Here is a 20,775-nt window from a genome sequence, read left to right on the forward strand (position 1 = left end):
CCCGTCTGTCCCGTCGTTCCCATCAGAGCACCGTCGAGAGGAAGGCCCGGGTGCGGTCGTGCCGCGGGGCGGTGAACAGCTCGGCCGGGCTGCCGGCCTCCACGACAGCGCCCTGGTCCATGAAGACGACGCGGTCGGCGACCTCGCGGGCGAAGCCCATCTCGTGGGTGACGACGATCATCGTCATGCCGCTGCGGGCGAGGTCGCGCATCACGCCGAGCACCTCGCCGACCAGCTCCGGGTCGAGCGCGGAGGTGGGCTCGTCGAAGAGCATCAGGGTCGGTTCCATGGCCAGCGCCCGGGCGATCGCCACCCGCTGCTGCTGGCCGCCGGAGAGCTGGGCCGGGTAGTGGTCGGCGCGGTCGGCCAGGCCGACCCGGGCGAGCAGTTCGCGGGCCCGGCGCTCGGCCTCCTCGCGCGGACGGCCCTTCACCGCGATCGGGCCCTCCATCACGTTCCGCAGCGCGGTGCGGTGCGGGAAGAGGTGGAAGCGCTGGAAGACCATGCCGATCCGCTCGCGCTGGTGGCGGATGTCGCGCGGCCGGCGCTCGCGCAGCCTGCTGCCGGAGGCACCGTACGGCTCGTAGCCGACCGGTTCACCGTCCACCTCGATCCGCCCGGCGTCGATCTTCTCCAGGTGGTTGAAGCAGCGCAGCAGGGTGGACTTGCCGGAGCCGGAGGGGCCGATCACGCAGAGCACCTCCCCCGCCCGGACCTCCAGGTCGATGCCGCGCAGCACCTCCAGCTCCCCGAAGCGCTTGCGCACCTTCCGGGCCGACAGGACCACCTCGGTGGCCGGCTTCCTCAGGTCCGTACCGGTCACTTGACCTCCCCCTTCCGCACGCGCTTCGATGTCCCGCCGCGCCCCGGGCGGAGGTTGGCCAGCACCCGGCGGTGCAGCGCCGGCGGGGCGCCGGCCGGGTTGAACTTCCGCTCCACCGCGTGCTGGGCGACGCTCGCGATGGTGGTGAGCACCAGGTACCAGAGGGAGGCGACGATCAGCAGCGCGATCACCTCGAAGTTGGCGAGGTAGAGGTGCTGCGAGACGGTCATCAGGTCGGCGCCCGCGATGACGGAGACCAGCGAGGTGGTCTTCAGCATCGAGATGAACTGGTTGCCGAACGGCGGGATGATCACCCGCATCGCCTGCGGGAGCACCACCCGGGTGAGGATCTGCCGGTTGGACATGCCCAGTGAGGCGCCCGCCTCGCGCTGCCCGGGGTCGACGCTCTGGATGCCGGCCCGGACGATCTCGGACATGTAGGCGCCCTCGTTGATCGACAGGCCGAGCAGGGCCGCCACGAAGCCGGTGATCAGGGTGTTGGACTGCCAGCTGACCAGCTTGGGCCCGTCGAACGGGACGCCGATGCTGATCTCCGGGAAGAGCAGCGCCAGATTGAACCAGAAGATCAGTTGGACCAGCAGCGGGGTGCCGCGGAAGAACCAGGTGTACGCGCCGGCGGTGGTCCGCAGCACCGGGCTGTCGGACAGCTGCATCACCGCGACCACCACGCCGATGACGATGCCCACCACCTGGGAGATCAGGGTGAGTTGGACCGTGACCCAGAGCCCTTCCAGGACCACGCCGTCGAACTGGTACCTGGCGACGATGTCCCAGTGCAGGTTGGGGTTGACGATGACGGTCCAGGCGAGCCAGACGGCGACGAAGGCGGCCGCCAGGACGGCGAACCAGCGCGCCGGGCGGGGCCGGGCGGTCACCTCGAAGGCCAGGTCCTCGTCGACGGAGCCGGTGGTGGCGGCGGCGATGGCGGTGGCGGCTGCCGGGGCGGGCTTCGCGGGGTCTCTCATGTCGGTGCTCATCTCGTCGGTGCCGCCGTTCTCACTGCGCCGCGTTGACGGTGGCGCGCTCCACCGCGCTGCCGCCTACCTGGTAGGCGTCCAGCACCTTGCGGTACTCGCCGTTCTCGATCAGCTCCTGGAGCGCCTGCCGCACCGCGTCGCGCAGCCCGGAGTCCTTCTTCGCCACCGCGATGCCCCACGGCGCCGTGCCGTACTGCTCCGGCAGCACCTCGTAGGAGCCGCTGTTCCGCACGAACATCTGCGCCACCGGGTAGTCCACGATCGTCGCCACGGCCCGCTCGCTGTCCAGCTGGAGCAGCCCGGTCGGGGCGTCCTCGCTCTGCGAGATCGCCATCCTGGTGGCGCACTTGGCGTTCTGCTGCTCGCCGATCTCCAGGTTGGAGCTGCCCTTGGCGAGGACCACCTTCCTGCCGCAGAGGTCCTCGATGGACGTGATGCCCTCGGGGTTGCCCTTCTTCGTCATGATCACGCCGCCGGTGCGGAAGTAGTCCACGAAGTCGACGGCCTGGCGGCGCTGCGCGCTGTCCGTCATGGAGGACATCACCAGGTCGTAGCGGCCGGCCTGGAGGCCGGGGATCAGGCCGTCGAAGGAGGAGTTGGCGAGCTCCAGCTTCAGGCCGAGCCTCCCGGCGATGGCGGCGGCGAGGTCCGGGTCGACCCCGGTCAGCTCGGTGGTGCCGTCCTTGTACATCTCCATCGGCGGGTAGCCGACGGAGGTGGCCACTCTGAGCACGCCGCTCTGCTTGTTCTTCGCCGGGAGCAGCTCGGCGGCGCTCTTCCCGGAGTTCTGTCCGGCGTGTGCCCCGCCGGCGGCCGGGGAGCCGCCCTGGTCGGAGCGCCCGCAGGCGGTGGCGGCCAGGACGACCAGGGACAGTGCGGCCAGACAGCGCAGGGAACGGGGGCGGTTCATCGGCTACTCCCTCGGGCGGTGACGGTGCGCCGATGCTGGCAGCCGGGTCCTGGTGAACGGAAGATGATGAAGCCATTGCTGCCTCACCAACGATTTTTGTACGGCTGACCGCCCTGTCCTGCGGCCGGGTTCGCGCCTGCGGGTCGGGTCAGCCGGTGAGCCACGGAGCCTCGGGCAGCTTGGCGTCCGCCTGCCGTCCGGTGAGGTCGACGGTGGTCGGGGTGCCGAGCCCCGGCATCCGCATCGTCACCCGGCGCAGCCCGCCGTCGCCGTCCACCCAGTAGGTCAGCGGGGAGCGTGCCCCGTCGGGCGCGGCGCCCTGGGCGCGCGGACCGGCGAAGCGGTCGTAGCCCCGGCCGTCGATCCGGTCCCGGCCCAGCCAGCGGGCCCCGGACTGGGCCAGCAGCAGCGGGTTGTCGGGGCGGTCCGCGCCGAGCTGGACCAGCAGGTTCAGTCCGGCGTCGAGCGGGTCCGCCGTGTAGGTCCGCGGTGACCAGCCCTGGCGCGGGATGTGCTCGGCCTGCTCCCAGGCCGGGGCGTCGGTGGCGGTGGGAACGGCGGTGGGAGTGGCACCGGGAGCGGCGGTGCCGGTGCCTCCGGCGCCGGCCTGGTCGGGTGCCAGCCCGAGGCCGCCGGTGTCCCAGACGATCAGGCCGTGGTCCAGCGGTCCGCTCGCGCCGGTGGTCCGGTAGCGGCCCACCCCCCGGTGGGTGCGGTAGTCCACGACCCCGTCGACCCGGATGGTGACGCCGCCGCCCTCCTCGGCCGTGAGCGTCACCGCCACCGGGCTCGCCTGGTAGAGGTTCAGCCGCGACAGGGCGAGCCGGCCCGCCTCGTCGGTGGTCACCGGTCGTTCGACGGCCTCGTCGGAGACCGTCCGGTAGACGGCCACGCCGCCCACCGCGGCGCCGCACACCGCGATCGCGATCAGCGCCTTGAGCCAGCCGGACCGCCGGGGCCCGCGGCCGTCGGCCTTCGTCTTGCGGGGCATGCAGCCGCTCCCTTTCCTCGGTCGGACACGACAGTCGGGCGGGCCCGGGGACCAACGGTCCCACGAACCCGCCCGATCGGGCCCGGTGCCGGTCTCCCCGCACCGGGCCCCACGAGGTGCGCCCCGCTTCGAGCGCCCCTCCGTACCACCCGCGAACCACCCGCGGACCGGTCTCGAACCGGTCGCGGGCAGCCGCGGACTAGCCGCGCTGGGCGGCCTTGCGCCTGCGGACCACCAGCACCATGGCGGTGCCGAGGGCGATCAGCGCCGCCGCGCCGGTCAGCGCGAACGGCATCCCTTCACCCGCACCGGTGTTGGGCAGGTGCCCGGGCGCCGGGGGTGCCGGGGCCGGCGGCACCGGGGCCGCCGACGTCGGCGCCGGGGTCGGCGTCTCGGTCGGAGTGGGGGTCGGGGTCGGCGTCGGCGTCGGGATCAGCTTGTTGACGGCCGTCACCTCCACCCCGGCGTCGAGGTTCGCCGAGGTCAGCTTCAACGGACCGAAGACGGTGACCTCCGGAGCCTCGTAGCCCGCGGGCGGGCTCAGCTCCTGCCAGTAGTACGTCCCCGGCACCCCGGTGCCCCGGCAGGTGCCGTCGGCACCGGTCGTGCAGGGCTCACCGACCTTGGTGTCGGGCTTGTCGCCGGTCGGCTGGAGCCCGTCGGTCCCGTTGGTGTCGTGCCACAGCTGGAACTTGGCGCCCGCCAGCGGCTTGCCGTCCTGGTCGTGCTTGACCAGGCGCAGCGCACCCTCCTGCAGGCGGAAGCCGAAGTCGTAGGTGTGGTCGTTCTCGCCGGGGCCGCCGGTGGTCAGCGCCCGCTCCGGGAACTTGCCGTCCTTCGGGACGATGCCCTTGGAGTCGATGAAGTGGTTGTCACCGACGTCGTGACCGGTCGGCACCCACTGAAAGAGGGGGCCGTCCTTGGCGTAGTCCGCCGGGTTGTCCAGCTTGATCGTGTACTTGGTCCGCGGCTTGAGGCCGCCGTCGACGTTGCTGTCGTCGAAGTAGTACTCGCCGCGCTTGGTCGTCTTGGTGGTGCCGACGAGCTTCCCCGCCTCGTCGTACAGGTGGACGGTGGCACCCGGAACCGGCTTCTGGCCCGGCAGTTGGAGGCCGCTGCGCTCGGGGTCGTACCAGACCCGGTTGCCGATCTGGAGCGGCGCCTGGTCGCAGAGCACCTCCAGGTCGCCCATCGCGGCGCCCTTGCCGAACGGCGGGATGCCGGGGCCGGCGTTGAGCCGCAGGCCGCCGTCCGCCTTGCCGTCGCGCTTCTGGAAGGCGGTGCCGTAGCCGTAGGCCTTGCTGTCGCTGTCGTAGCCCGAGACCGCGATGGAGTTCTCGACCTTCGAGAACGCCATCCCCGCGTTGGCGGGGTTGTTGTGGCCGATCCGGGCGTTGTCGAAGAACCGCTGGCCCCGGGCCTTGGACCCGCAGCCCAGGTTGGTGTCCAGCACGTACGTGCCGTTCTCCAGGCAGGCCTTGAGGAGGTCACCGCCGGGCAGGACCTTGGCCATCACGCTGCCCGTCGGGGCGGCCGCCGACTGGTCGCCGAAGCGGTCCCGGAAGGCGAGCAGCATCGAGCCGTCGGTCTCGAAGTCGATCTCGGCCACCGCCGGCTCGGGGTTGGACAGGTAGTTGTCCCCGCAGCTCTGGCCCTTCTGGCTGGTCGGGAACGTGTCCTGCCACGGGAACCAGGCGGCGCCCGGGCACTGGGTGCCCACCGTGGTGCCGCGCGGGTAGTCGAGCGGCTGGTTCAGCACGGCCGGCTTGAACGCGCCGGTGGACAGGTCGAACGGCAGCACCACGGCCCGCAGGTCCGAGGCCTTGCCGGTGGACTCGCCCGAGCAGACGCCGCCGAGGAAGCCGGCGCCGTCCTGGATGCCGAGGCCGTACGGCCGCCAGTCCCCCGGCGCCGGGCAGCCCGGGTCCGGGATGGCGTAGACGGCCTTGGGCGCGGCCGCCGTGGCCGCGGTGGCGTCGTAGCGGTAGAGCTTGCGGTCGTTCAGGTTGACGACGAAGAGGTCCTTGCCGTCGTCGGTGATCTTGATGCCGCCGAGGCTCTCCTTGCCCGCCGGGGCCAGGAAGCCGTCGTCGTTGCCCGCGGTGTGCGGGGTGGCGCCCGCGTCCGGGACGGTGGTGAACAGCGAGGTCTTCTTCTGGTTCACGTCGGTGACGTAGATCCCGCCGGGGCCGCCGGAGCCGTACTTGGTGGTCCGCTTGGCCTGGGCGGCGGAGAACACCCGCCGGTCGGCCTTGTTCCAGGCGATCCCGTAGAGGTTGCCGGTCTGCCCCGCCGTGGCCAGGTCGGTCACGGTGAAGTCGGTGCCGGCCGTACCACGGGAGCCGTACGGGTAGGACACCAGCGTGTGCTGGGCGTCGCCGTCCGCGGGCGGGTTCTGACAGGTCGACACCAGCGGCGCGTTCTTCTGGCAGTAGTCACCCGGGCTCCAGAGCCCCGTGGTGATCTCCACCTTCTTGCCGCCGGAGAGGTCGACGAACTCCTCGTTGGAGCTCAGCTTGTTCGCCCCGCCGTCCAGTCCCTCGCGGGAGGCGAAGGCCGGGTAGAGCACGCCCGGCTTCGGATTCACCACCTGGACCCGGTACTTGCCGCCGGTCAGCTTGCTCGCGGCCGGTTCCAGCGTCACCGTGCCGTCGGCCGCCGTGGTGCCCTCGACGGAGGCCCCGGCGGCGTCGGTGAGCGTCACCTTCACGCCCGCCATGCCCGACTCCAGCCCGGGTGTCCACACGCCGTCGGTGTCCACGGCCCGGATCACGTGGACCGAGACCGTGCCGTCGCCGCTCTGGGGGAAGGCCGGTGGGGCCGCCGCCAGGGACCAGGAACCGGCCAGCAGGGCCAGCGTCACCGCGCCGCCCGCGGTGCGCAGGCCCGCGCCACGGCGGCCGGGCGGACCCGTCCGCTCCCCGCCCGGGCCGCGCGCGGCACCGGCGGGTCGTTCACTTGTCGTCGTCATCCCTGCTCTCATCGTCAAGTTGGGCCTACCGCCCGACCTCGTGAGCGAGTTCGAGAGTGGCGGAAAGCCGCCATTGTTAACGGGAGCTTAAAGGGACTTCACACAAGTTCGCCGGGAAACAAGGAACTTTGACCCGGCATCAGACGTTACGAGGCCGTTACGGTCGCACGGCCCGCCCCCCGCCGCACGCGGCTGACCAGCGACGGCCCGTCGACCCCGGCCCACCAGCGCCGATCGTCACCGCCCCGCGCCGTTGACCGTCGAACACCCTTCCCGTCGGAACCCCGCCCTCCGCCCCCGACTCACCCACCCCACACACAACTTGGGCAACGATCGCACACCGATTGGCCCCGGCCCGGGGCGGACTGGCAGGATGTTCGAATGCGCATTCTGGTCATCGGCGGCACCCGGTTCATCGGTCTCCACTTCGCCGAGGCGGCCCTGGCCGCCGGGCACGAGGTCACGGTGCTGCACCGGGGCCGGTCCGGCGCCGGAGTGCTCCCGGGCGCCACCCACCTGATCGCCGACCGCGACGGCGACCTCGCCGCGCTGCACGGCCGGGACTGGGACGCCACCGTCGACCTCTGCGCCTACTTCCCGCGCCAGGTGAGGACGTTGGCGGAGGCCCTCGGCCCCGGCCGGGCCGGGCGCTACCTGCTGGTCTCCTCGCTCTCGGTGTACGACGTCCCGGCCGCCCCGGGCTACCCCGAGGACTCCCCGCTGCTCCCCGCCGCCGGCCCGGAGGCCGAGCAGGTCACCCCCGAGACCTACGGCGCCCTCAAGGTCCAGTGCGAGCGCGCCGCCCGGCAGGCCTTCGGCCCGGAGGCACTGCTGGTCCGCCCGACGTATGTGATCGGCCCCCGCGACTACACCCACCGCTTCGACCACTGGGTGCGGCGCCTCGCCCGGGGTGGCGAGGTGCTCGCCCCGGGCCGGCCCGACGCGCCCGTCCAGGTGGTCGACGTCCGCGACCTCGCCGCCTGGATGCTCGGCCTCCTCGAACAGGGCGCCCGCGGCGCCTACCACGCCGCCACGCCCCCGCCGTTCGGCATGGGCGACCTGCTGGGTGCCATCGCCTCGGCGGTCGCCCCGCCCGGCACCACCCTCACCTGGGTGGCCGAGGACTTCCTCCGCGCCGCCGGCGTCCCGGAGCGCGCCCTCCCGCTGTGGCCCGCGGTCCCGGAGATCCGCGCCACCAGCACCGCCGACCCGGCCGCCGCCCTCGCCACCGGCCTGACCCTGCGCCCGGTGGCCGACACCGCCCGCGACATCCAGCCCTTCGAGCCCCTGCCGGACGCCCTGACCCCGGAGCGGGAGGCCGAACTCCTCGCCGCCTGGCACCGGCGGCAGGCCTGAGGCCCACCGGCACCGCCACGGCCGCCGCGGCCACCGGCACGGGGCCGACCGCCGCCCCGCGGCAGCCGGTCCGGCCCCGGCCCGGACATCTCCCGGGCCGGGGCCCCTGCGGAGCGTCCGCGCCGCGGCGCCACCGCGCCACCCGGCCGCACGCCGCCGCTCAGCCCGCGATCGGAGGGTTGAGCCGGGCGAAGGCCTCCTGGCGGCGGTACGGGAAGTACGGGTACGGGGCGGTGCGCGCGCTCGCCGCGTCCAGCCGGGCCACCTGGTCCTCCGTCAGCGACCAGCCGACCGCGCCGAGGTTCTGCCGCAGCTGCTCCTCGTTGCGGGCGCCGATGATGACCGAGGAGACGGTCGGGCGGCGCAGCAGCCAGTTGATCGCCACCTGGGGGACGGTGCGACCGGTCTCGGCGGCGACCTCGTCGAGCGCGTCGACCACCCGGTACAGCAGCTCGTCCTCCACCGGCGGGCCGTAGTCGGCGGTGTCGTGCAGCCGGCTGCCGGCCGGGAGCGGCTGCCCGCGGCGGATCCTCCCGGTGAGCCGGCCCCACCCGAGCGGGCTCCAGACCAGGGCGCCCACGCCCTCCTCCCGGGCCAGCGGCATCAGCTCCCACTCGTAGTCGCGGCCGACGAGCGAGTAGTAGACCTGGTGGGCGGCGTACCGGGGGCGGCCGTGCCGGTCCGCGAGGGCGAGGGACTTCATCAGCTGCCAGCCGGAGAAGTTGGAGACGCCGGTGTAGCGGATCTTGCCGGCCCGGACCAGGTCCTCCAGGGTGGCGAGCACCTCCTCGATCGGGGTGCCGGCGTCGTAGGCGTGCAGCTGGAAGAGGTCCAGGTGGTTGGTACCGAGGCGGCGCAGCGCGTCGTCCACGCTCCGTACGAGCCGGGCGCGGGAGGTGCCGGCGTCCCGGGGGCCGTCGCCGGTGGGCAGTCCGGCCTTGGTGGAGATCAGCACCTGGTCGCGGCGGCCACGGATCGCCTGGCCGAGCACCTCCTCGGAGGCGCCGTCGGAGTAGACGTCGGCGGTGTCGAAGAGGGTGACGCCGGCGTCGATGGCGATGTCGAGCAGCCGGCGGGCCTCCTGGACGTCGGTGGTGCCCCAGGCGCCGAACAGCGGGCCACGGCCGCCGAAGGTTCCGGTGCCGAGGCTGAGCGCGGGCACCTTGAGCCCGGACGCGCCGAGCCGGCGGTACTCCATGTCGGTGGCGATGGTCATGACACTTCTCCCCTCGAAGCCCCTAATGGGACTTCCGTTCCGTTAGGATGCCTTGAATCTAGCAGGCTCCAGCCCCCTAATGGAACAGGAATCCCGTTAATGGCCGTCGAGCCCTCCCGCCCCGGGCCCTCCACGCCCGAGTCGCCCACGTCCGAGCCCGCCCGGACCGAGCCCTCCACCCCCGGTACGGTCCGCCCCGGCGGCCGGACCGCCCGGGTCCGCGCCGCCGTCCTGCGCGCCGCCGAGGACGCCCTGGTCGAACGCGGCTTCAGCGGCCTGGACCTCGGCGACATCGCCCAGCGGGCCGAGGTCGGCCGCACCACCGTCTACCGCCGCTGGGGCGGCACCACCGCCCTGGTCGCGGACCTGCTCGCGGACATGGCCGAGCAGTCACTGCCGCGCACCGACACCGGCTCGCTCGCCGGGGACCTGCGGGCCAACGCCCGGCTCGTCCGGCGCACCCTGGCCGACCCCCGGCAGGGCGCGCTGTTCCGCGCCGTCATCGTGGCGGCGACCTGCGACCCGGACGCGGCCGAGGCCCTGCGGCACTTCTACCGGCGCCGGGTCGAGGAGTGGGCGCCGTGCGTCACCGCGGCCGTCGAGCGCGGCGAACTCCCGCCGGACACCGACGAGTTCGAGGTCGTCCGGGCGGTCTCGGCGCCGCTCTACTACCGGATGCTCACCACCGCGGAGCCGCTGGACGAGGCGGCCGCCGACCGCGCCGCGGAGGCCGCCGCGGAGGCGGCCCGGGCCGGGGCCTACCGGCGCCGGGACGCCTGAGGCGGCCTCGATACGCCGACGGCCGCACAGCGCGGGCGCGTTGTGCGGCCGTCGGGCTCGCGGAGGGCCCGGAGGACCCGGAGGACCCGGAGGACCCGGAGGAGACCGTGCGGGGATCAGCCCTCGTCCGGGTCCTCGTACTCCTCGCGCAGGTTCTCCAGCAGGCGCACCCAGAGGTCCGACTCGTCCGGGCCCTGCCCCAACTCGGCCACCAGCGCGGCGAACTCGTCCAGTGCGGCCCCGGCGTCCCGCTCGAGGATCCGCTCCTCCAGCCGGGCCAGCAGCGCCAGCGCGCCGATCACCGCGGGCAGCGAGTCGGCCGCCCAGCCGCCGTAGCCGCGCCCGTGGTCCCAGCCGTCCGCGTTGTAGATCCGCACCGTGCCGGTGTCGCCGGACACCATCAGGTGCCACTCGTCGAACGTGCCGACGCAGTACCCCCAGTTGCTCGGCGGGGTGTCGTCGTCCGGCGTGCGCCCGCCGAACAGCTCGTCCAGGTCCGCCTCCCACATCCCGCGCTCGGGCAGGTCGGTGGCGTCGAAGCCGAGGAAGTCGAGCCCGACGGCCGGCACGCCGACCTCGCTCAGGAACCGCCGGGCCCGCGGCGACGTCAGCCGCTCGGGCAGCGCCCCGGGCTCGGGCCGCCACAGCGTGCCCGGGCCGAAGCAGGACTCCAGCCAGGCCACGGTCGGGTCCCCGGCGGCGGCCAGCAGCTCGGCGTCGGACGTGGTCATCGGTGCGTCTCCCCTGGTCGGAACGGTGCTCGGACGCCATTCAAGCGCACCGCACCGACAGCGGGGGCCGCCGGGGGCGGCGGCCCCCGACGGCCCCCGGAGAGCTGCGGCCTGACGGTTCGGCCGGATGATTCGGCCTGACGGTTTAGAAGAAGCCGTCGTCCTCGTAGTAGTTGTTGACGACGACCTGCGGGTCGTCGTCGAAGGCCTCGTTCAGCAGCGCGCCGCCGACCAGGCCGGCCGCGCCGGCACCGATCAGCGCACCGGTGCCGAAACGCCGCCCGCCCTGGGCCTGCTGGCCGGGCGCCTGCGGCTGGCCCTGCTGGACCGGCTGCGGATAGCCGGCCTGCACCGGCTGCGGGTAGCCGCCCTGCGCCGGGGTGTAGAAGGGCGGGACGTTGGCCTGCACCCGCTGGGCGCAGGCCACGCAGGCCTCGATCTGGCGCGGCACGCCCCACTGCGGCGACCAGTACACCGCCGTGGTGCCGGCGCCGTGCGAGGGGTCGAAGAAACACGTCACGGGGGAACTCCCTGGTCCTGGCGGGGTCGTCGGTACGGCGGGTGCGGCGGCGGGCGGCACGGCCGGCAGCGCGGCCGCGACCGGCGCGGGCGGGGCGACGGGCGGGGCCACCGGCGGGGCCACCGGCGACGTTACCGACGGCTTCACCGCAGCGGGCGCGGCGGCGGGCGCCGGCTGCAGGACGTCCACCCCGAAGTCGGCGGCGATGCCCGCGAGCCCCGCCGCGTACCCCTGCCCGACCGCGCGGAACTTCCAGTCCGCGCCGTGCCGGTACAGCTCGCCGAACACCATCGCCGTCTCGCTGCCGGCCTCCGGCGCCACGTCGTACCGGGCCACCTCGGCACCGCCGTCCGGGTCGACGACCCGGATGTGGGCACCGCGGACCTGCCCGAAGGACTGCCGCCGCTGCGCCGCGTCGTAGATCGCCACCGCGAAGACGATCTTCTCCACCCCGGCGGAGACCTCCGCGAGCCGGACCTCGATCTGCTCGCGGTCGGCGCCGCCGCCGGAGCCGCCCAGGTGGCGGACCGAGCCGTCCGGGCTCCTCAGGTTGTTGAAGAAGACGAAGTGCTGGTCCGAGGCGACCTTCCCGTCCGCCCCGCAGAGCAGCGCGCTGGCGTCCAGGTCGTACCCGTCCCCGGCCGTCCAGCCGAGACCCACCCGGACCACCCTCAGCCCGGGGGCCTGCCTGCCCAGGGAGACGTTGCCACCCTTCGTCAGGGCCACGCTCATGGAACTTCCTCCACCACCGTACGAGTACCGCTGTTCGACCACGACAACGCTGTAGAAGTTGCCTCGGTTCCCGGTCGAACCGTCAGATTTCCGTCAAGCCCGGAATGCCGCCCCACCGACCGCCGCAACGGCCGCCCCACCGGCCGACGGGACACCCCCGGGCCTCCCGGCGGCCCCGCTCAGTAGCGGACGGGCAGCTCCAGCAGCCCGCGGGCCCGCAGCGTGGGCCGGTGGCGCAGCCGCGCGACCGGCACGTCCAGAGCGAGGGCGGGGAAGCGGCGCAGCAGCGCGGTGAGCGCGAGCGCGGTCTCCATCCGGGCGAGCGGAGCGCCCAGGCAGTAGTGGATGCCGTGCCCGAGCGCGAGGTGGCCGCTCTCCCGGCGGCGCAGGTCGAGCCGGTCGGGGTCGGTGAACTGCTCGGGGTCGCGGTTGGCGGAGCCGAGCGCGAGCAGCACGGTCTCCCCCGCCGGGACGGTGACGCCGCCGATGGTGACGCTCTCGCGCGGGAAGCGCCGGATGGCCAGCGGGGCGGGGCCGTCGAAGCGGGCGAACTCCTCGACGGCGCCGGTGATCAGCTCCGGATCGGCGCGCAGGGCGGCCAGCTGCTCGGGGTGGGTGAGCAGGGCGAGGACGGCGTTGGCGATCAGGTGGACGGTGTTCTCGTAGCCGGCGAACAGGATGAGGAAGGCGAGCGAGGTCAGCTCGTCCTCGCTGAGGCCGGCGCCGCCCTCCTGGTCGTCCCGGGCGGCGATCAGGTCGGAGAGCAGGTCGTCGCCGGGCTCGGCGCGCTTGCGCTCGATCAGGCCGGTGAAGAAGCCGAGCATCGCCTTGACGGCGGCCCTGGCCGCCTCCGGGCGGTCGGGGTCGGGGGTGATCAGGGAGTCGGTCCAGGCGCGGAAGTCGTGCCGGTCGTCCTCGGGGACGCCGAGCAGGTCGCAGATGACGGTGATCGGCAGCGGCGTGGCGTAGGCGGCGAGCAGGTCGGCGCGTCCGAGCGGTTCGATGGCGTCGAGCAGCTGCTCGGCGACCCGCTCGATCGGCTCGCGCAGTGCGGCGACCCGGCGCGGGGTGAAGGCCTGGGAGACCAGCCGCCGGATCCGGGTGTGGTCCGGCGGGTCCATGTTGAGCAGGTTGGCGTCGAGCGCGGGCGGCAGTGCGAAGCCCCGGTAGTTGCCGGGCGTGGCGTGCGCCTTGTCGAGGGCGAGCCGGGGGTCGGCGAGCGCCTGGCGGACGTCCGGGTAGCGGGTCACCAGCCAGAACGGCAGGCCGTCCGGGCCGACGACCCGGTGGACGGGGGCGTCGGCGCGCAGTCGGACGTAGCCGCCGTACGGGTCGGCGATCAGGGAGGTCAGGGTGAGGTCGGGCGCGGTCACCGGCCCAGCCTAGGCCCTGCCCCGGAGCCGCCGGGGCGGCACTCTGGCGGCCCGTCAGGTCTGGACCTATTGTCAGCGAACATGACATGTCTACGTCGCGCTGCCGGACTGGCCGCCGCGCTCACCGGAACGCTCGCCGCCCTGCTGACCCCGGCCGCCGCCCAGGCCGCCCCGGCCGGCTGTCGCACCTCCGCCACGGTGCCACTGGACGCCGAGCAGGCCCGCCTCCAGGACGCCCGCACGGCCGGCTTCACCGAGCGCTCCGGCCTGGGCGAGCTGCTCGGGGGCTTCCCCTCCGCCCTGTGCGACGCCCGCAACGCCCGTCAGGCCGAGCGGGTGGTGAGCGCCTGGGGCAGGACGCTCTGGCAGGCCGGCCTGGACCGCGCCCAGGGCCGCCGGCCGAGCGGCGACCTGCCCGCCCGGGACGACCGCCCGCTGTACTGGACCAGGCTCGCCATGACCGTCCGGCTCGCCCGCTGGCAGCCCCGGTTCGAGGTGGACCACGCCGCGCTGCGGGCCCGTTTCGAGGACGCCTCGCGCGGCCTGGACGACGGTTTCGACTCCGGCCCCGGCGTCCGGCGGATCTTCGTCAGCGGCTTCGACCCGTTCGGCCTGGACATCGAGCCGCGCCGCGCCAACCCGTCCGGCTCGGCCGTCCTCCAGCTGCACGGGCAGCGGATCACGCTCGCCGACGGCCGCACCGCGGAGGTCCGGGCGGTCGTGCTGCCGGTGCGGTACGGGGACTTCGACGGGGGCATCGTGGAGCGCGCCTTCGCCCCGCACCTGCGGCCGGGCCGGCAGTCCGCCGATCTGATCACCAGCATCAGCCAGGGCTACCCGGGCAAGTTCACCCTGGAGGAGTGGGCCGGGCGCGCCCGTTCCGCCGACCCGGCGACCGACAACGTGGCCGCGCTCTCCGGCGGCACCAACCTCCACCCGGTGGACGCCCCGGGGCTGGGCCCCGGGCCGCAGTTCGTCCGCACCACCCTGCCGACCGGCGCCATGACGGCCGTCCAGCAGCCCTTCCCGGTGCTGGTCAACGCCTTCGTCACCGAGATCCCGGCGGGCGCCACCGCCCCCGTCTTCCGGCCGGACGGCCCCACCCCCGGTTCGCGCGCGGTCTCCGGTGGCGGCGGCGGGTACCTCTCCAACGAAGTCGCCTACCGCTCCAACCGGCTGCGGATGTTCCTCGCCCCGGACCTCCCCGGCGGCCATCTGCACACCCCGGTCCTGACCGGCCTGCCGGCCGACCCGAACCTGCTCACCGCACCGGAGTTCGAGCGGAACGAGGCGGCGATCGGCGACGAGGTGCGGGCGATCCTGAGCACCGCCAGGCTCTGACGGACCGTCCGTGTCAGGGCGGACCGTCCGTGTCAGGGCGGAACGTCAGCGTCAGAGCGGGACGTCCGCGGGCGGGCGGCGGGCCGGCACCCCACCGCCCGCCCACCGACCGCCCGTTCAGACCGGGCCGGCGAAGCGGGTGCCCACCGCGCGGGCCCTCGACTCGGCGATCTCGGCGTACGCGGCGTCGCGCCCCGCCCAGTGCGAGCCCTCGACGGACTTGCCGCGCTCCAGGTCCTTGTACACCAGGAAGAAGTGGGTGATCTCCAGCAGGTCGAACGCCCGCAGGTCGTCGATGTCCCGCAGGTCCGCGTAGCGCGGGTCGCGGGCCGGGACACAGAGCACCTTCTGGTCCGGGCCGCGCTCGTCGCGCATCACCCACATGGCCACCGCCCGGCAGGTCAGCACGCAGCCGGGGACGGCCGGCTCGCCGCCGAGCACCAGGGCGTCCAGCGGTTCGCCGTCGCCGCCGAGGGTGCCCTCGACGTAGCCGTAGTCGGCCGGGTAGCGGGTGGCCGTGAAGAGGGTGCGGTCCAGGCGGATCCGGCCGGCCTCGAAGTCCATCACGTACTTGTTCCGCGACCCCTGAGGAATCTCGATCATGACTTCGAACTCCACCGCGGCCTCCTCCTCGGCTCCTGGGGGAATTGTCCGCCGTCCGGACGGCCACCGAAAGCACCCCCGCCGTTCAGCCGGCTCCGCTAACCTCCCCGGTATGGGGAGCTGGCTGGTCACCGTCCTGGATCACCGCCGCAGCCGGGGCGGACGGCCGCAGGGCCGCCCGGAGGGGCCGCTGGCCCGCCGGGACGGGGTGGAGCTGCACGCCCGGGAGGGCGGCCTCACCTGTGTCGAGGCCACCGGCGAGGTCCGCTGGCGGCGGCCCTGCCCGGGCCGTCCCAACGCCGCGCACCTCTCCTGCGGCCGGGTGCTGGTCACCACCGACTCCTTCGAGTACACCGCCCGGGGCCACCTCGGCCCCGCCCTGCTGCTGGACCTCGCCGACGGCACCACCGTCGCCGAACTGCGCGGCGAACGCGGCGCGGCGCTCGGCGACGGCCGCTTCGTGCTCGGCCTGGAGGGCTACGACGCCTTCGACACCCGGGCCTACGACCGGGACGCCAACTTGCTCGACTCCTGGCGCAGCTACGGCCACTACGTGGTCGGCAGCGGCCTGCGGGTGGTCGAGACGGACCGCCGCCACCCCACCGAGAGCCGGGTGGTCCGCCTGCTGTCCGGCGGCCGGATCGAGCGCGGCCCGCTGCTCGCCGACCCGCAGGCCCCCGCGCCCCTCGTCCTGCCGGACGGCACCCTGCTGGTGCTGGACGCGGGGGTGCTGCGCGCGGTCGGCCGCGGCCTGGACGACGTCGTCCTGGCCGAACTGCTCCCGCTGGCCCCGCAGGACCGGCCCCGCTTCACCGGCTCGCTGCACCGCACCGCCGACCGCCTCACCGCCACCCTGGTCGAGCGCCACCCGACCCGCATGGGTTCCTACACCACCCACACCTGGACTCTCGAGCTCCACCAGCCGTAGGACCCCCGTATCAAACCAGGTCTCGATTGTGCGGCGGAACTGACGGCCCGGCAGTCCTCCGTTCACGATTCCCCTACGGTGACGCCTGCAACAACCGTCACCATGCAAGAGGGGGCACGCCCATGTCCCGGAGCCGGAAGCTCCACCGCCTCAGCAACCCCGACACCGACGAGCGCCGCGCCCAGCGCGCGCTGTTCCGTCACCTCCGCGACGACACCAACGCCAACCGTGGCCGGATGGCCAGGCGCGTCCGCGAACTCCAGCTCCTGCTGGCGATGGACCCGGTCGAGTTCGAAGGCCTCATCGCCCGGCTGATGGAGGCGATGGGCATGAAGGTCGAACTCACCGCCCGGTCGCGGGACGGCGGCGTGGACGTCCGCGGCATCGACCCGGACCCGTTCCGGGGCGGCAACGTCGTCGTGCAGGTGAAGCGGTACCGGGACACGGTGGCACCCTCCGCCGTGCGGGACCTGTACGGGACGCTGCGGCACGACCGGGAGGCGACCAAGGCCGTCCTGGTCACCACCAGCAGGTTCGGCCCCAGCTCGCACCAGTTCGTCGCGGGCAAGCCGATCAGCCTGATCAACGGCGCCGAACTGGTCGGGCTGCTCAAGCACCACGGCTTCGAGGGGGTGTTCGCGGCCGCCCAGGACGACGCCTCCGCCGAGGCGGGCGCCCTGGACGGCCTGCCCGCGATCGAGGTGGCCGCCGAGCCCTCCCGACTGCTCCTGCACTGGACGGGAGAGGAGGAGTACGACATCGCCGCGCTGGTCTGCACCGGAAACACGGCGCTCTCCGACGACCACCTGGTCTTCTACAACAACGGCTCGACGCCCGACGGTTCGGTGCGACTGGTGACCGGCTACGGTGACGCGAACGCCTGCCTGATGGTCGACTTCGACGCGCTGCCCGCCGAGGTCGACCGGCTGGTCGTCATCGCCGCCGCCGACACCGAGAACCACCCCGAGGCCACCATGGGCGGGTTCGCCGGGCCCGCGCTGATCCTGGAGGCCGGCTCCGGGCAGGACGCGGCCGTGGTGCACCTGGCGGACGGCGCGGAGACCAACACCGCGATGCGGCTCGGCCGGTTCGACCGCGAGTCCTCCGGGGACTGGGAGTTCACCCCGGCGCTCGCCGGGTACCCGGGCGGGCTGCGCCAGGCCGTGACCGCGTACGGGCTGGAGGTCGTGGACGCGTGACGGGCGGGGCGCCCGGTGGCTGCCGGGTGCCCCGCGGCGCAAGTGTCAGTGTGCGACGGGCAGTTCGAGGACCGAGCCGCGGTCGCCGCCCCAGCCGATCCGGTAGCTCGCCCGTCCGTCGGCGGGGAGGAGCTGGAAGGAGTCGGGGTTGGCGGCGGCGACGGTGAGCCTGATCCGTTCGCCGGCCCGGAACAGGACCGAGACGGGCTGGAGGTCGATGGTGACGCGTTCCGCGCGGCCCTGCGGGAAGTCCTCGGCGTCGTCGGCCGCGTAGCTGCGCGGGGTGCGCAGCCGGCGCCAGTCCGGGTTCTCGTCGCGGTCGGCCACAGCCCGGTCGGCCAAGGCGAGTTGACCCTCCGTCAGATAGGTGACCCGGCCGTCCGGGGCGACGTCCTCCAGGTAGACGTGCAGGGCGCCGCGCGCCGAGCCGGCCAGTCCGGTGACGTCGAGGGTGACCTTGCCGTTGCCGGTGACCCGGGTGTCGGCGGTCAGCGGTGCGGTGGTGTAGCCGAGCAGCTTGGCGTCGACGGCGGCGCGGTCGGGGTAACTGACCTCGTCGCCGGTGAGGTTGGTGTTCCAGCGGTCCAGCGGGCCGGTGCCCGCGGTCGGGTCGAGGCGCAGCGGGTCGGAGCCGCCGCGGCGGTCGTCCGCCCGGCCGCCGAGGGTGCCGCCCGCGCCGAGGGGGAACCGCTGGGTGCGGGTTCCGGGCACGGGCCAGCGGGTGGTGGTGCGCCAGACGCCCTCGTTGAAGGTGTAGTAGTGCACCTGCCGGCGGCCGTCGGGGCGGGCGTCGCCCCGGACGTAGCGGTCGAAGAAGTCGAGCACGCGCCGGTCGTTCTCCTCGTGTTCCCGCGCGGTGAGCGGGCGGGCCGGCTGGAACGGGTCGGCGAGCCAGCCGGCGCCGTGGTTCCACGGGCCGATCCAGTCGTCCTGGGTGTTGGACAGGCCGGTGAACTGGGAGAGCACCCCGTTGGCGGTGCCCGCGTCGAGCCAGCCGGCCCGGGTGAGGACGGGCACCCGGCCGGCCTCGACGGCGTCGGTCCGCTCGCCGACGCTGCCGACCGTCCAGCTCTTCGGGCCGTCCTGGTAGTCGCGGTGGACGCCGGTGTGCGCCATCTCGACGAGGTTGGCGTTGTTCGCGTGCTCGGCGCGCGCGGCGGCGAGCAGGGCCGGGCCGTCGGGGCCGTCGACCGGCCGGGGCTGGAGGCCGGTGAGGCCGACGTCCGCACAGAGCCTGCGGGTCTGCTCGTCGGTCTCGCAGGTGGTGCCGCCGGTCCGGTCGAGGATGCGCAGCAGCAGCGCGTACGGGGCGATCCGCGGCTCGATGAGCACGCCGCCGGGGCGCACCAGGTCCTCGTACGGGTCGAAGTCGTAGGAGATCGGGGCGGCGGCGGTGATGTGGTGGTTGCCGAGGGAGGTGGCGAGCATCGCGGTGTCGCCGCCGTAGGAGATGCCGGTGGTGCCGACCCGGCCGTTGGACCAGGGCTGGGCGGCGATCCAGTCGCTGAGCGGGCCGCTGTCGGCGGTCAGGTCGGCGCCGAGCTCGGAGGTGAGGGTGCCGAAGGAGGCGCCGGTGCCGCGCAGGTCGGCGACGACGAAGGCGTAGCCGCGGGCGGTCCACCGGTCGCCCTCGGTGCCGGCTCCGCCGGCGCCGCCCGGTTCGCCGGCCCGGACCCGGGCGCGCCAGTAGCGCTGGGTGACCAGGACGGTGGGCAGTCGGGCGCCGGCCCGGGTGCCCTCGGGCAGGTGGACGTCGACGGCGAGGCGGACCCCGTCCGGCATGGTCACGTAGCGCGACCGCAGATGCGGCTCGGCGGGCCCGGCCGCGGCCGCCGGTACGGCCGAGAGCCCGAGGACGGCGGCAGCCGCGACCAGCGCCGCCAGCGGGCGGCGCGGCATCCCCCGCCTCATCGGACGGTCGCCTTCCAGGGGCCTTCCTCCGGGCGGGCCTCGCGGTCCGTCCCCGGCCAGGGCGGCATGGTGACGGCGGTGATCCGCAGCGGCCCGTCGGAGTCGGCGTCCGTCCGGAACTGGAACGCGGTGCCCAGCGGTATCGACACCGCCGTGCCGGGCGCGAGCCGTACGGTCTCCTCGCGCCCGCCCTGGCGGCGCCACAGCTCGCCGCTGCCCGCGGAGACCTGCCACAGCTCCTGCACGGTGGCGTGCGACACCGCGTGGGTCACCTGCCCGGGGGCCAGTGCGAAGACCGCGAGGCTCCCGGCTCCCTCCAGTACCAGCAGCGGCCGCACCTCGGCGCCGTCCGGGGCTGTCAGCACGGCGGCTTCCCCCACGTCCGCACTGCGGAAGGGCTGCTGACCTGCCTGATTGCTCATTGCGACGACCTGGCCTCTCTCGTCCGAGCGAGTAGCGTGGTCTCGTCCCCCACCGCCGATGGGACCACGCGCGCCCGGCCGTCCGCCAGGGCTCACTACCCTGAGACGACCCCGATGCGGCCCTGTCCTTCCCCGGATCCCCCGGCGTGGGCGCCGGCCCGGGCGTCGCCGAAGTCGCGCACCGCCTCGGTGACGATGGCCTCCAGCCGGGCGTGGTGGGCGCCGCGCCAGTAGGCCTGGCCGCAGTCGGCGCACTGGGCGAAGGCGTCGTAGGAGCGCTCGGTGCCGTCCCGCAGCTGCTCGCGCACCGAGGTCTTGGTGGCCGGGTGCAGGGTGCCGTTGCAGGTGGTGCAGCGGCTCCAGGGGGCGAGCGGCGGCGCGAAGCGGGAGAGCACGTCGCGCAGTTGCTCGGCGGGGCGGTGGCTGTAGACGTAGGCGCCGGCCCACAGTTCGCGCCGGCGCAGCAGTCCGCGGTCGCGGGAGAGCATGATCCGCTGTTCGGCGGCCGAGCGGGCGGCCAGGGCGGCGTCGCCGATGTCGGGGTTCTCGTACGCGGCGTCCACACCGAGCAGGCGCAGCCGCCGGGCGAGAGTGCCGAGGTGGACGTCCAGCAGGAAGCGCGGCGGGGCGGGCACGGGCTGCGGCCTGGTCACGGCCCGGACGGCGATCTCCTCGCCGTCGGCCGGGACGTGGGTGTCGGGCACGGCCAGGCCGTCCACCAGCAGGCCGCCGACCTCGGTGAGCGGGACGCCCAGGGACTCGACGACGTGGCCGAGGGTGGAGCTGCCGTCGGTGCGCAGTGCGGTACGGCCGGCCCGCCGGGGCGCGGAGACGAAGAGGTGCAGCTCGGGGGCGAAGTCGAGCCAGATCTGGGGTCGGTCCACGCGGCCAGCATGCCAGCGGGCGGCGGGCCGGGGCCACCGGGTTTCCGGCCCGCTCCCGCGCGACCCGCCGTAGCGACAGTGCCCGC

At 74.2% G+C, this 20,775-nt stretch carries 17 protein-coding genes and 1 pseudogene; 5 read left to right on the top strand and 13 right to left on the bottom strand.

The genetic code is table 11. The annotated features are described in order from the left end of the window. Window positions 1–22 precede the first annotated feature (22 nt). The 5 genes from ACFWP2_RS14460 to ACFWP2_RS14480 all read right to left on the bottom strand — a co-directional run bounded on the left by ACFWP2_RS14460 (window position 23) and on the right by ACFWP2_RS14480 (window position 6,693). Entirely contained in the window at window positions 23–823 is an 801-nt protein-coding gene (locus tag ACFWP2_RS14460; protein ID WP_380450769.1) for an amino acid ABC transporter ATP-binding protein, read from the bottom strand. After that, entirely contained in the window at window positions 820–1,809 is a 990-nt protein-coding gene (locus ACFWP2_RS14465; protein WP_380450771.1) for an amino acid ABC transporter permease, read from the bottom strand. The genes ACFWP2_RS14460 and ACFWP2_RS14465 overlap by 4 nt, the downstream gene beginning before the upstream one ends. A 31-nt stretch (window positions 1,810–1,840) precedes the next feature. Next, the gene (locus tag ACFWP2_RS14470) at window positions 1,841–2,731 is read right to left on the bottom strand and encodes an ABC transporter substrate-binding protein (protein ID WP_380450773.1); all 891 of its coding nucleotides are present in this window, start codon (window positions 2,729–2,731) and stop codon (window positions 1,841–1,843) included. Between the two features lie 148 nt (window positions 2,732–2,879). Beyond that, window positions 2,880–3,722: a hypothetical protein gene (locus ACFWP2_RS14475; protein WP_380450775.1), complete on the bottom strand. Its 843-nt coding sequence runs from the start codon at window positions 3,720–3,722 to the stop codon at window positions 2,880–2,882. A gap of 199 nt (window positions 3,723–3,921) precedes the next feature. After that, window positions 3,922–6,693, bottom strand: a complete 2,772-nt coding sequence (locus ACFWP2_RS14480) for an SdrD B-like domain-containing protein (protein ID WP_380450778.1) — start codon at window positions 6,691–6,693, stop codon at window positions 3,922–3,924. 381 nt (window positions 6,694–7,074) lie between these two features. Here ACFWP2_RS14480 and ACFWP2_RS14485 point away from each other — a divergent pair, with 381 nt between their 5' ends. Next, a complete protein-coding gene (locus tag ACFWP2_RS14485) occupies window positions 7,075–8,049 on the top strand; it encodes an NAD-dependent epimerase/dehydratase family protein (protein WP_380450781.1) in 975 nt (324 codons plus the stop codon). Window positions 8,050–8,209: 160 nt separating this feature from the next. Here ACFWP2_RS14485 and ACFWP2_RS14490 read toward each other — a convergent pair whose 3' ends face one another. Beyond that, a complete protein-coding gene (locus ACFWP2_RS14490; RefSeq protein ID WP_380450850.1) occupies window positions 8,210–9,247 on the bottom strand; it encodes an aldo/keto reductase in 1,038 nt (345 codons plus the stop codon). Window positions 9,248–9,364: 117 nt separating this feature from the next. Here ACFWP2_RS14490 and ACFWP2_RS14495 point away from each other — a divergent pair, with 117 nt between their 5' ends. Next, complete coding sequence (locus ACFWP2_RS14495; RefSeq protein ID WP_380450784.1) at window positions 9,365–10,045, top strand: TetR/AcrR family transcriptional regulator; 681 nt, start codon at window positions 9,365–9,367, stop codon at window positions 10,043–10,045. Between the two features lie 116 nt (window positions 10,046–10,161). On the opposite strand, the gene ACFWP2_RS14500 is transcribed toward ACFWP2_RS14495, so the two are convergent. The 3 genes and pseudogenes from ACFWP2_RS14500 to ACFWP2_RS14510 all read right to left on the bottom strand — a co-directional run bounded on the left by ACFWP2_RS14500 (window position 10,162) and on the right by ACFWP2_RS14510 (window position 13,401). Then, window positions 10,162–10,776 carry an SUKH-4 family immunity protein gene (locus tag ACFWP2_RS14500; protein ID WP_380450787.1) on the bottom strand — a complete coding sequence of 205 codons (615 nt, stop codon included), beginning with the start codon at window positions 10,774–10,776 and terminating at the stop codon, window positions 10,162–10,164. A gap of 700 nt (window positions 10,777–11,476) precedes the next feature. Next, a pseudogene (locus tag ACFWP2_RS14505) lies at window positions 11,477–12,028 on the bottom strand (TerD family protein); the annotation flags it as partial. Window positions 12,029–12,207: 179 nt separating this feature from the next. Next, window positions 12,208–13,401, bottom strand: a complete 1,194-nt coding sequence (locus tag ACFWP2_RS14510) for a cytochrome P450 (protein ID WP_380450790.1) — start codon at window positions 13,399–13,401, stop codon at window positions 12,208–12,210. A gap of 81 nt (window positions 13,402–13,482) precedes the next feature. Between ACFWP2_RS14510 and ACFWP2_RS14515 the strand changes: the two genes are divergently transcribed. Next, window positions 13,483–14,742, top strand: coding sequence for a pyroglutamyl peptidase (locus ACFWP2_RS14515; RefSeq protein WP_380450793.1), 1,260 nt, complete (start codon window positions 13,483–13,485; stop codon window positions 14,740–14,742). 117 nt (window positions 14,743–14,859) lie between these two features. Here the strand turns inward: ACFWP2_RS14515 and ACFWP2_RS14520 are convergent, their stop codons facing one another. Then, complete coding sequence (locus tag ACFWP2_RS14520; RefSeq protein WP_380450796.1) at window positions 14,860–15,360, bottom strand: inorganic diphosphatase; 501 nt, start codon at window positions 15,358–15,360, stop codon at window positions 14,860–14,862. A 97-nt stretch (window positions 15,361–15,457) separates the two neighbouring features. Between ACFWP2_RS14520 and ACFWP2_RS14525 the strand changes: the two genes are divergently transcribed. Next, complete coding sequence (locus ACFWP2_RS14525; RefSeq protein ID WP_380450799.1) at window positions 15,458–16,273, top strand: hypothetical protein; 816 nt, start codon at window positions 15,458–15,460, stop codon at window positions 16,271–16,273. A 122-nt stretch (window positions 16,274–16,395) separates the two neighbouring features. Continuing rightward, window positions 16,396–17,472 carry a restriction endonuclease gene (locus tag ACFWP2_RS14530; RefSeq protein WP_380450801.1) on the top strand — a complete coding sequence of 359 codons (1,077 nt, stop codon included), beginning with the start codon at window positions 16,396–16,398 and terminating at the stop codon, window positions 17,470–17,472. A 45-nt stretch (window positions 17,473–17,517) separates the two neighbouring features. Here the strand turns inward: ACFWP2_RS14530 and ACFWP2_RS14535 are convergent, their stop codons facing one another. The 3 genes from ACFWP2_RS14535 to ACFWP2_RS14545 form a co-directional block, all read right to left on the bottom strand. Next, the gene (locus ACFWP2_RS14535; RefSeq protein ID WP_380450804.1) at window positions 17,518–19,371 is read right to left on the bottom strand and encodes a CocE/NonD family hydrolase; all 1,854 of its coding nucleotides are present in this window, start codon (window positions 19,369–19,371) and stop codon (window positions 17,518–17,520) included. 8 nt (window positions 19,372–19,379) lie between these two features. Then, window positions 19,380–19,805, bottom strand: coding sequence for a cupin domain-containing protein (locus ACFWP2_RS14540; RefSeq protein WP_380450807.1), 426 nt, complete (start codon window positions 19,803–19,805; stop codon window positions 19,380–19,382). A gap of 95 nt (window positions 19,806–19,900) precedes the next feature. Further along, on the bottom strand, window positions 19,901–20,689 hold the full coding sequence (locus ACFWP2_RS14545; protein WP_380450810.1) for a Mut7-C RNAse domain-containing protein: 789 nt from the start codon (window positions 20,687–20,689) through the stop codon (window positions 19,901–19,903). Between the last annotated feature and the right edge of the window lie 86 nt (window positions 20,690–20,775).

It is taken from the genome of Kitasatospora sp. NPDC058444 (assembly GCF_042721415.1).
Taxonomy (GTDB): Bacteria; Actinomycetota; Actinomycetes; order Streptomycetales; family Streptomycetaceae; genus Kitasatospora.

Bases quoted from the DNA above. Each gene is read 5' to 3' on its own strand.
- ACFWP2_RS14500 (WP_380450787.1), bottom strand. From the start codon at position 10,776: ATGACCACGTCCGACGCCGAGCTGCTGGCCGCCGCCGGGGACCCGACC.
- ACFWP2_RS14490 (WP_380450850.1), bottom strand. From the start codon at position 9,247: ATGGAGTACCGCCGGCTCGGCGCGTCCGGGCTCAAGGTGCCCGCGCTC.
- ACFWP2_RS14535 (WP_380450804.1), bottom strand. From the start codon at position 19,371: ATGCCGCGCCGCCCGCTGGCGGCGCTGGTCGCGGCTGCCGCCGTCCTC.
- ACFWP2_RS14530 (WP_380450801.1), top strand. From the start codon at position 16,396: ATGTCCCGGAGCCGGAAGCTCCACCGCCTCAGCAACCCCGACACCGAC.
- ACFWP2_RS14475 (WP_380450775.1), bottom strand. From the start codon at position 3,722: ATGCCCCGCAAGACGAAGGCCGACGGCCGCGGGCCCCGGCGGTCCGGC.
- ACFWP2_RS14525 (WP_380450799.1), top strand. From the start codon at position 15,458: ATGGGGAGCTGGCTGGTCACCGTCCTGGATCACCGCCGCAGCCGGGGC.
- ACFWP2_RS14495 (WP_380450784.1), top strand. From the start codon at position 9,365: ATGGCCGTCGAGCCCTCCCGCCCCGGGCCCTCCACGCCCGAGTCGCCC.
- ACFWP2_RS14540 (WP_380450807.1), bottom strand. From the start codon at position 19,805: ATGAGCAATCAGGCAGGTCAGCAGCCCTTCCGCAGTGCGGACGTGGGG.
- ACFWP2_RS14465 (WP_380450771.1), bottom strand. From the start codon at position 1,809: ATGAGAGACCCCGCGAAGCCCGCCCCGGCAGCCGCCACCGCCATCGCC.
- ACFWP2_RS14480 (WP_380450778.1), bottom strand. From the start codon at position 6,693: ATGACGACGACAAGTGAACGACCCGCCGGTGCCGCGCGCGGCCCGGGC.
- ACFWP2_RS14470 (WP_380450773.1), bottom strand. From the start codon at position 2,731: ATGAACCGCCCCCGTTCCCTGCGCTGTCTGGCCGCACTGTCCCTGGTC.
- ACFWP2_RS14515 (WP_380450793.1), top strand. From the start codon at position 13,483: ATGACATGTCTACGTCGCGCTGCCGGACTGGCCGCCGCGCTCACCGGA.
- ACFWP2_RS14485 (WP_380450781.1), top strand. From the start codon at position 7,075: ATGCGCATTCTGGTCATCGGCGGCACCCGGTTCATCGGTCTCCACTTC.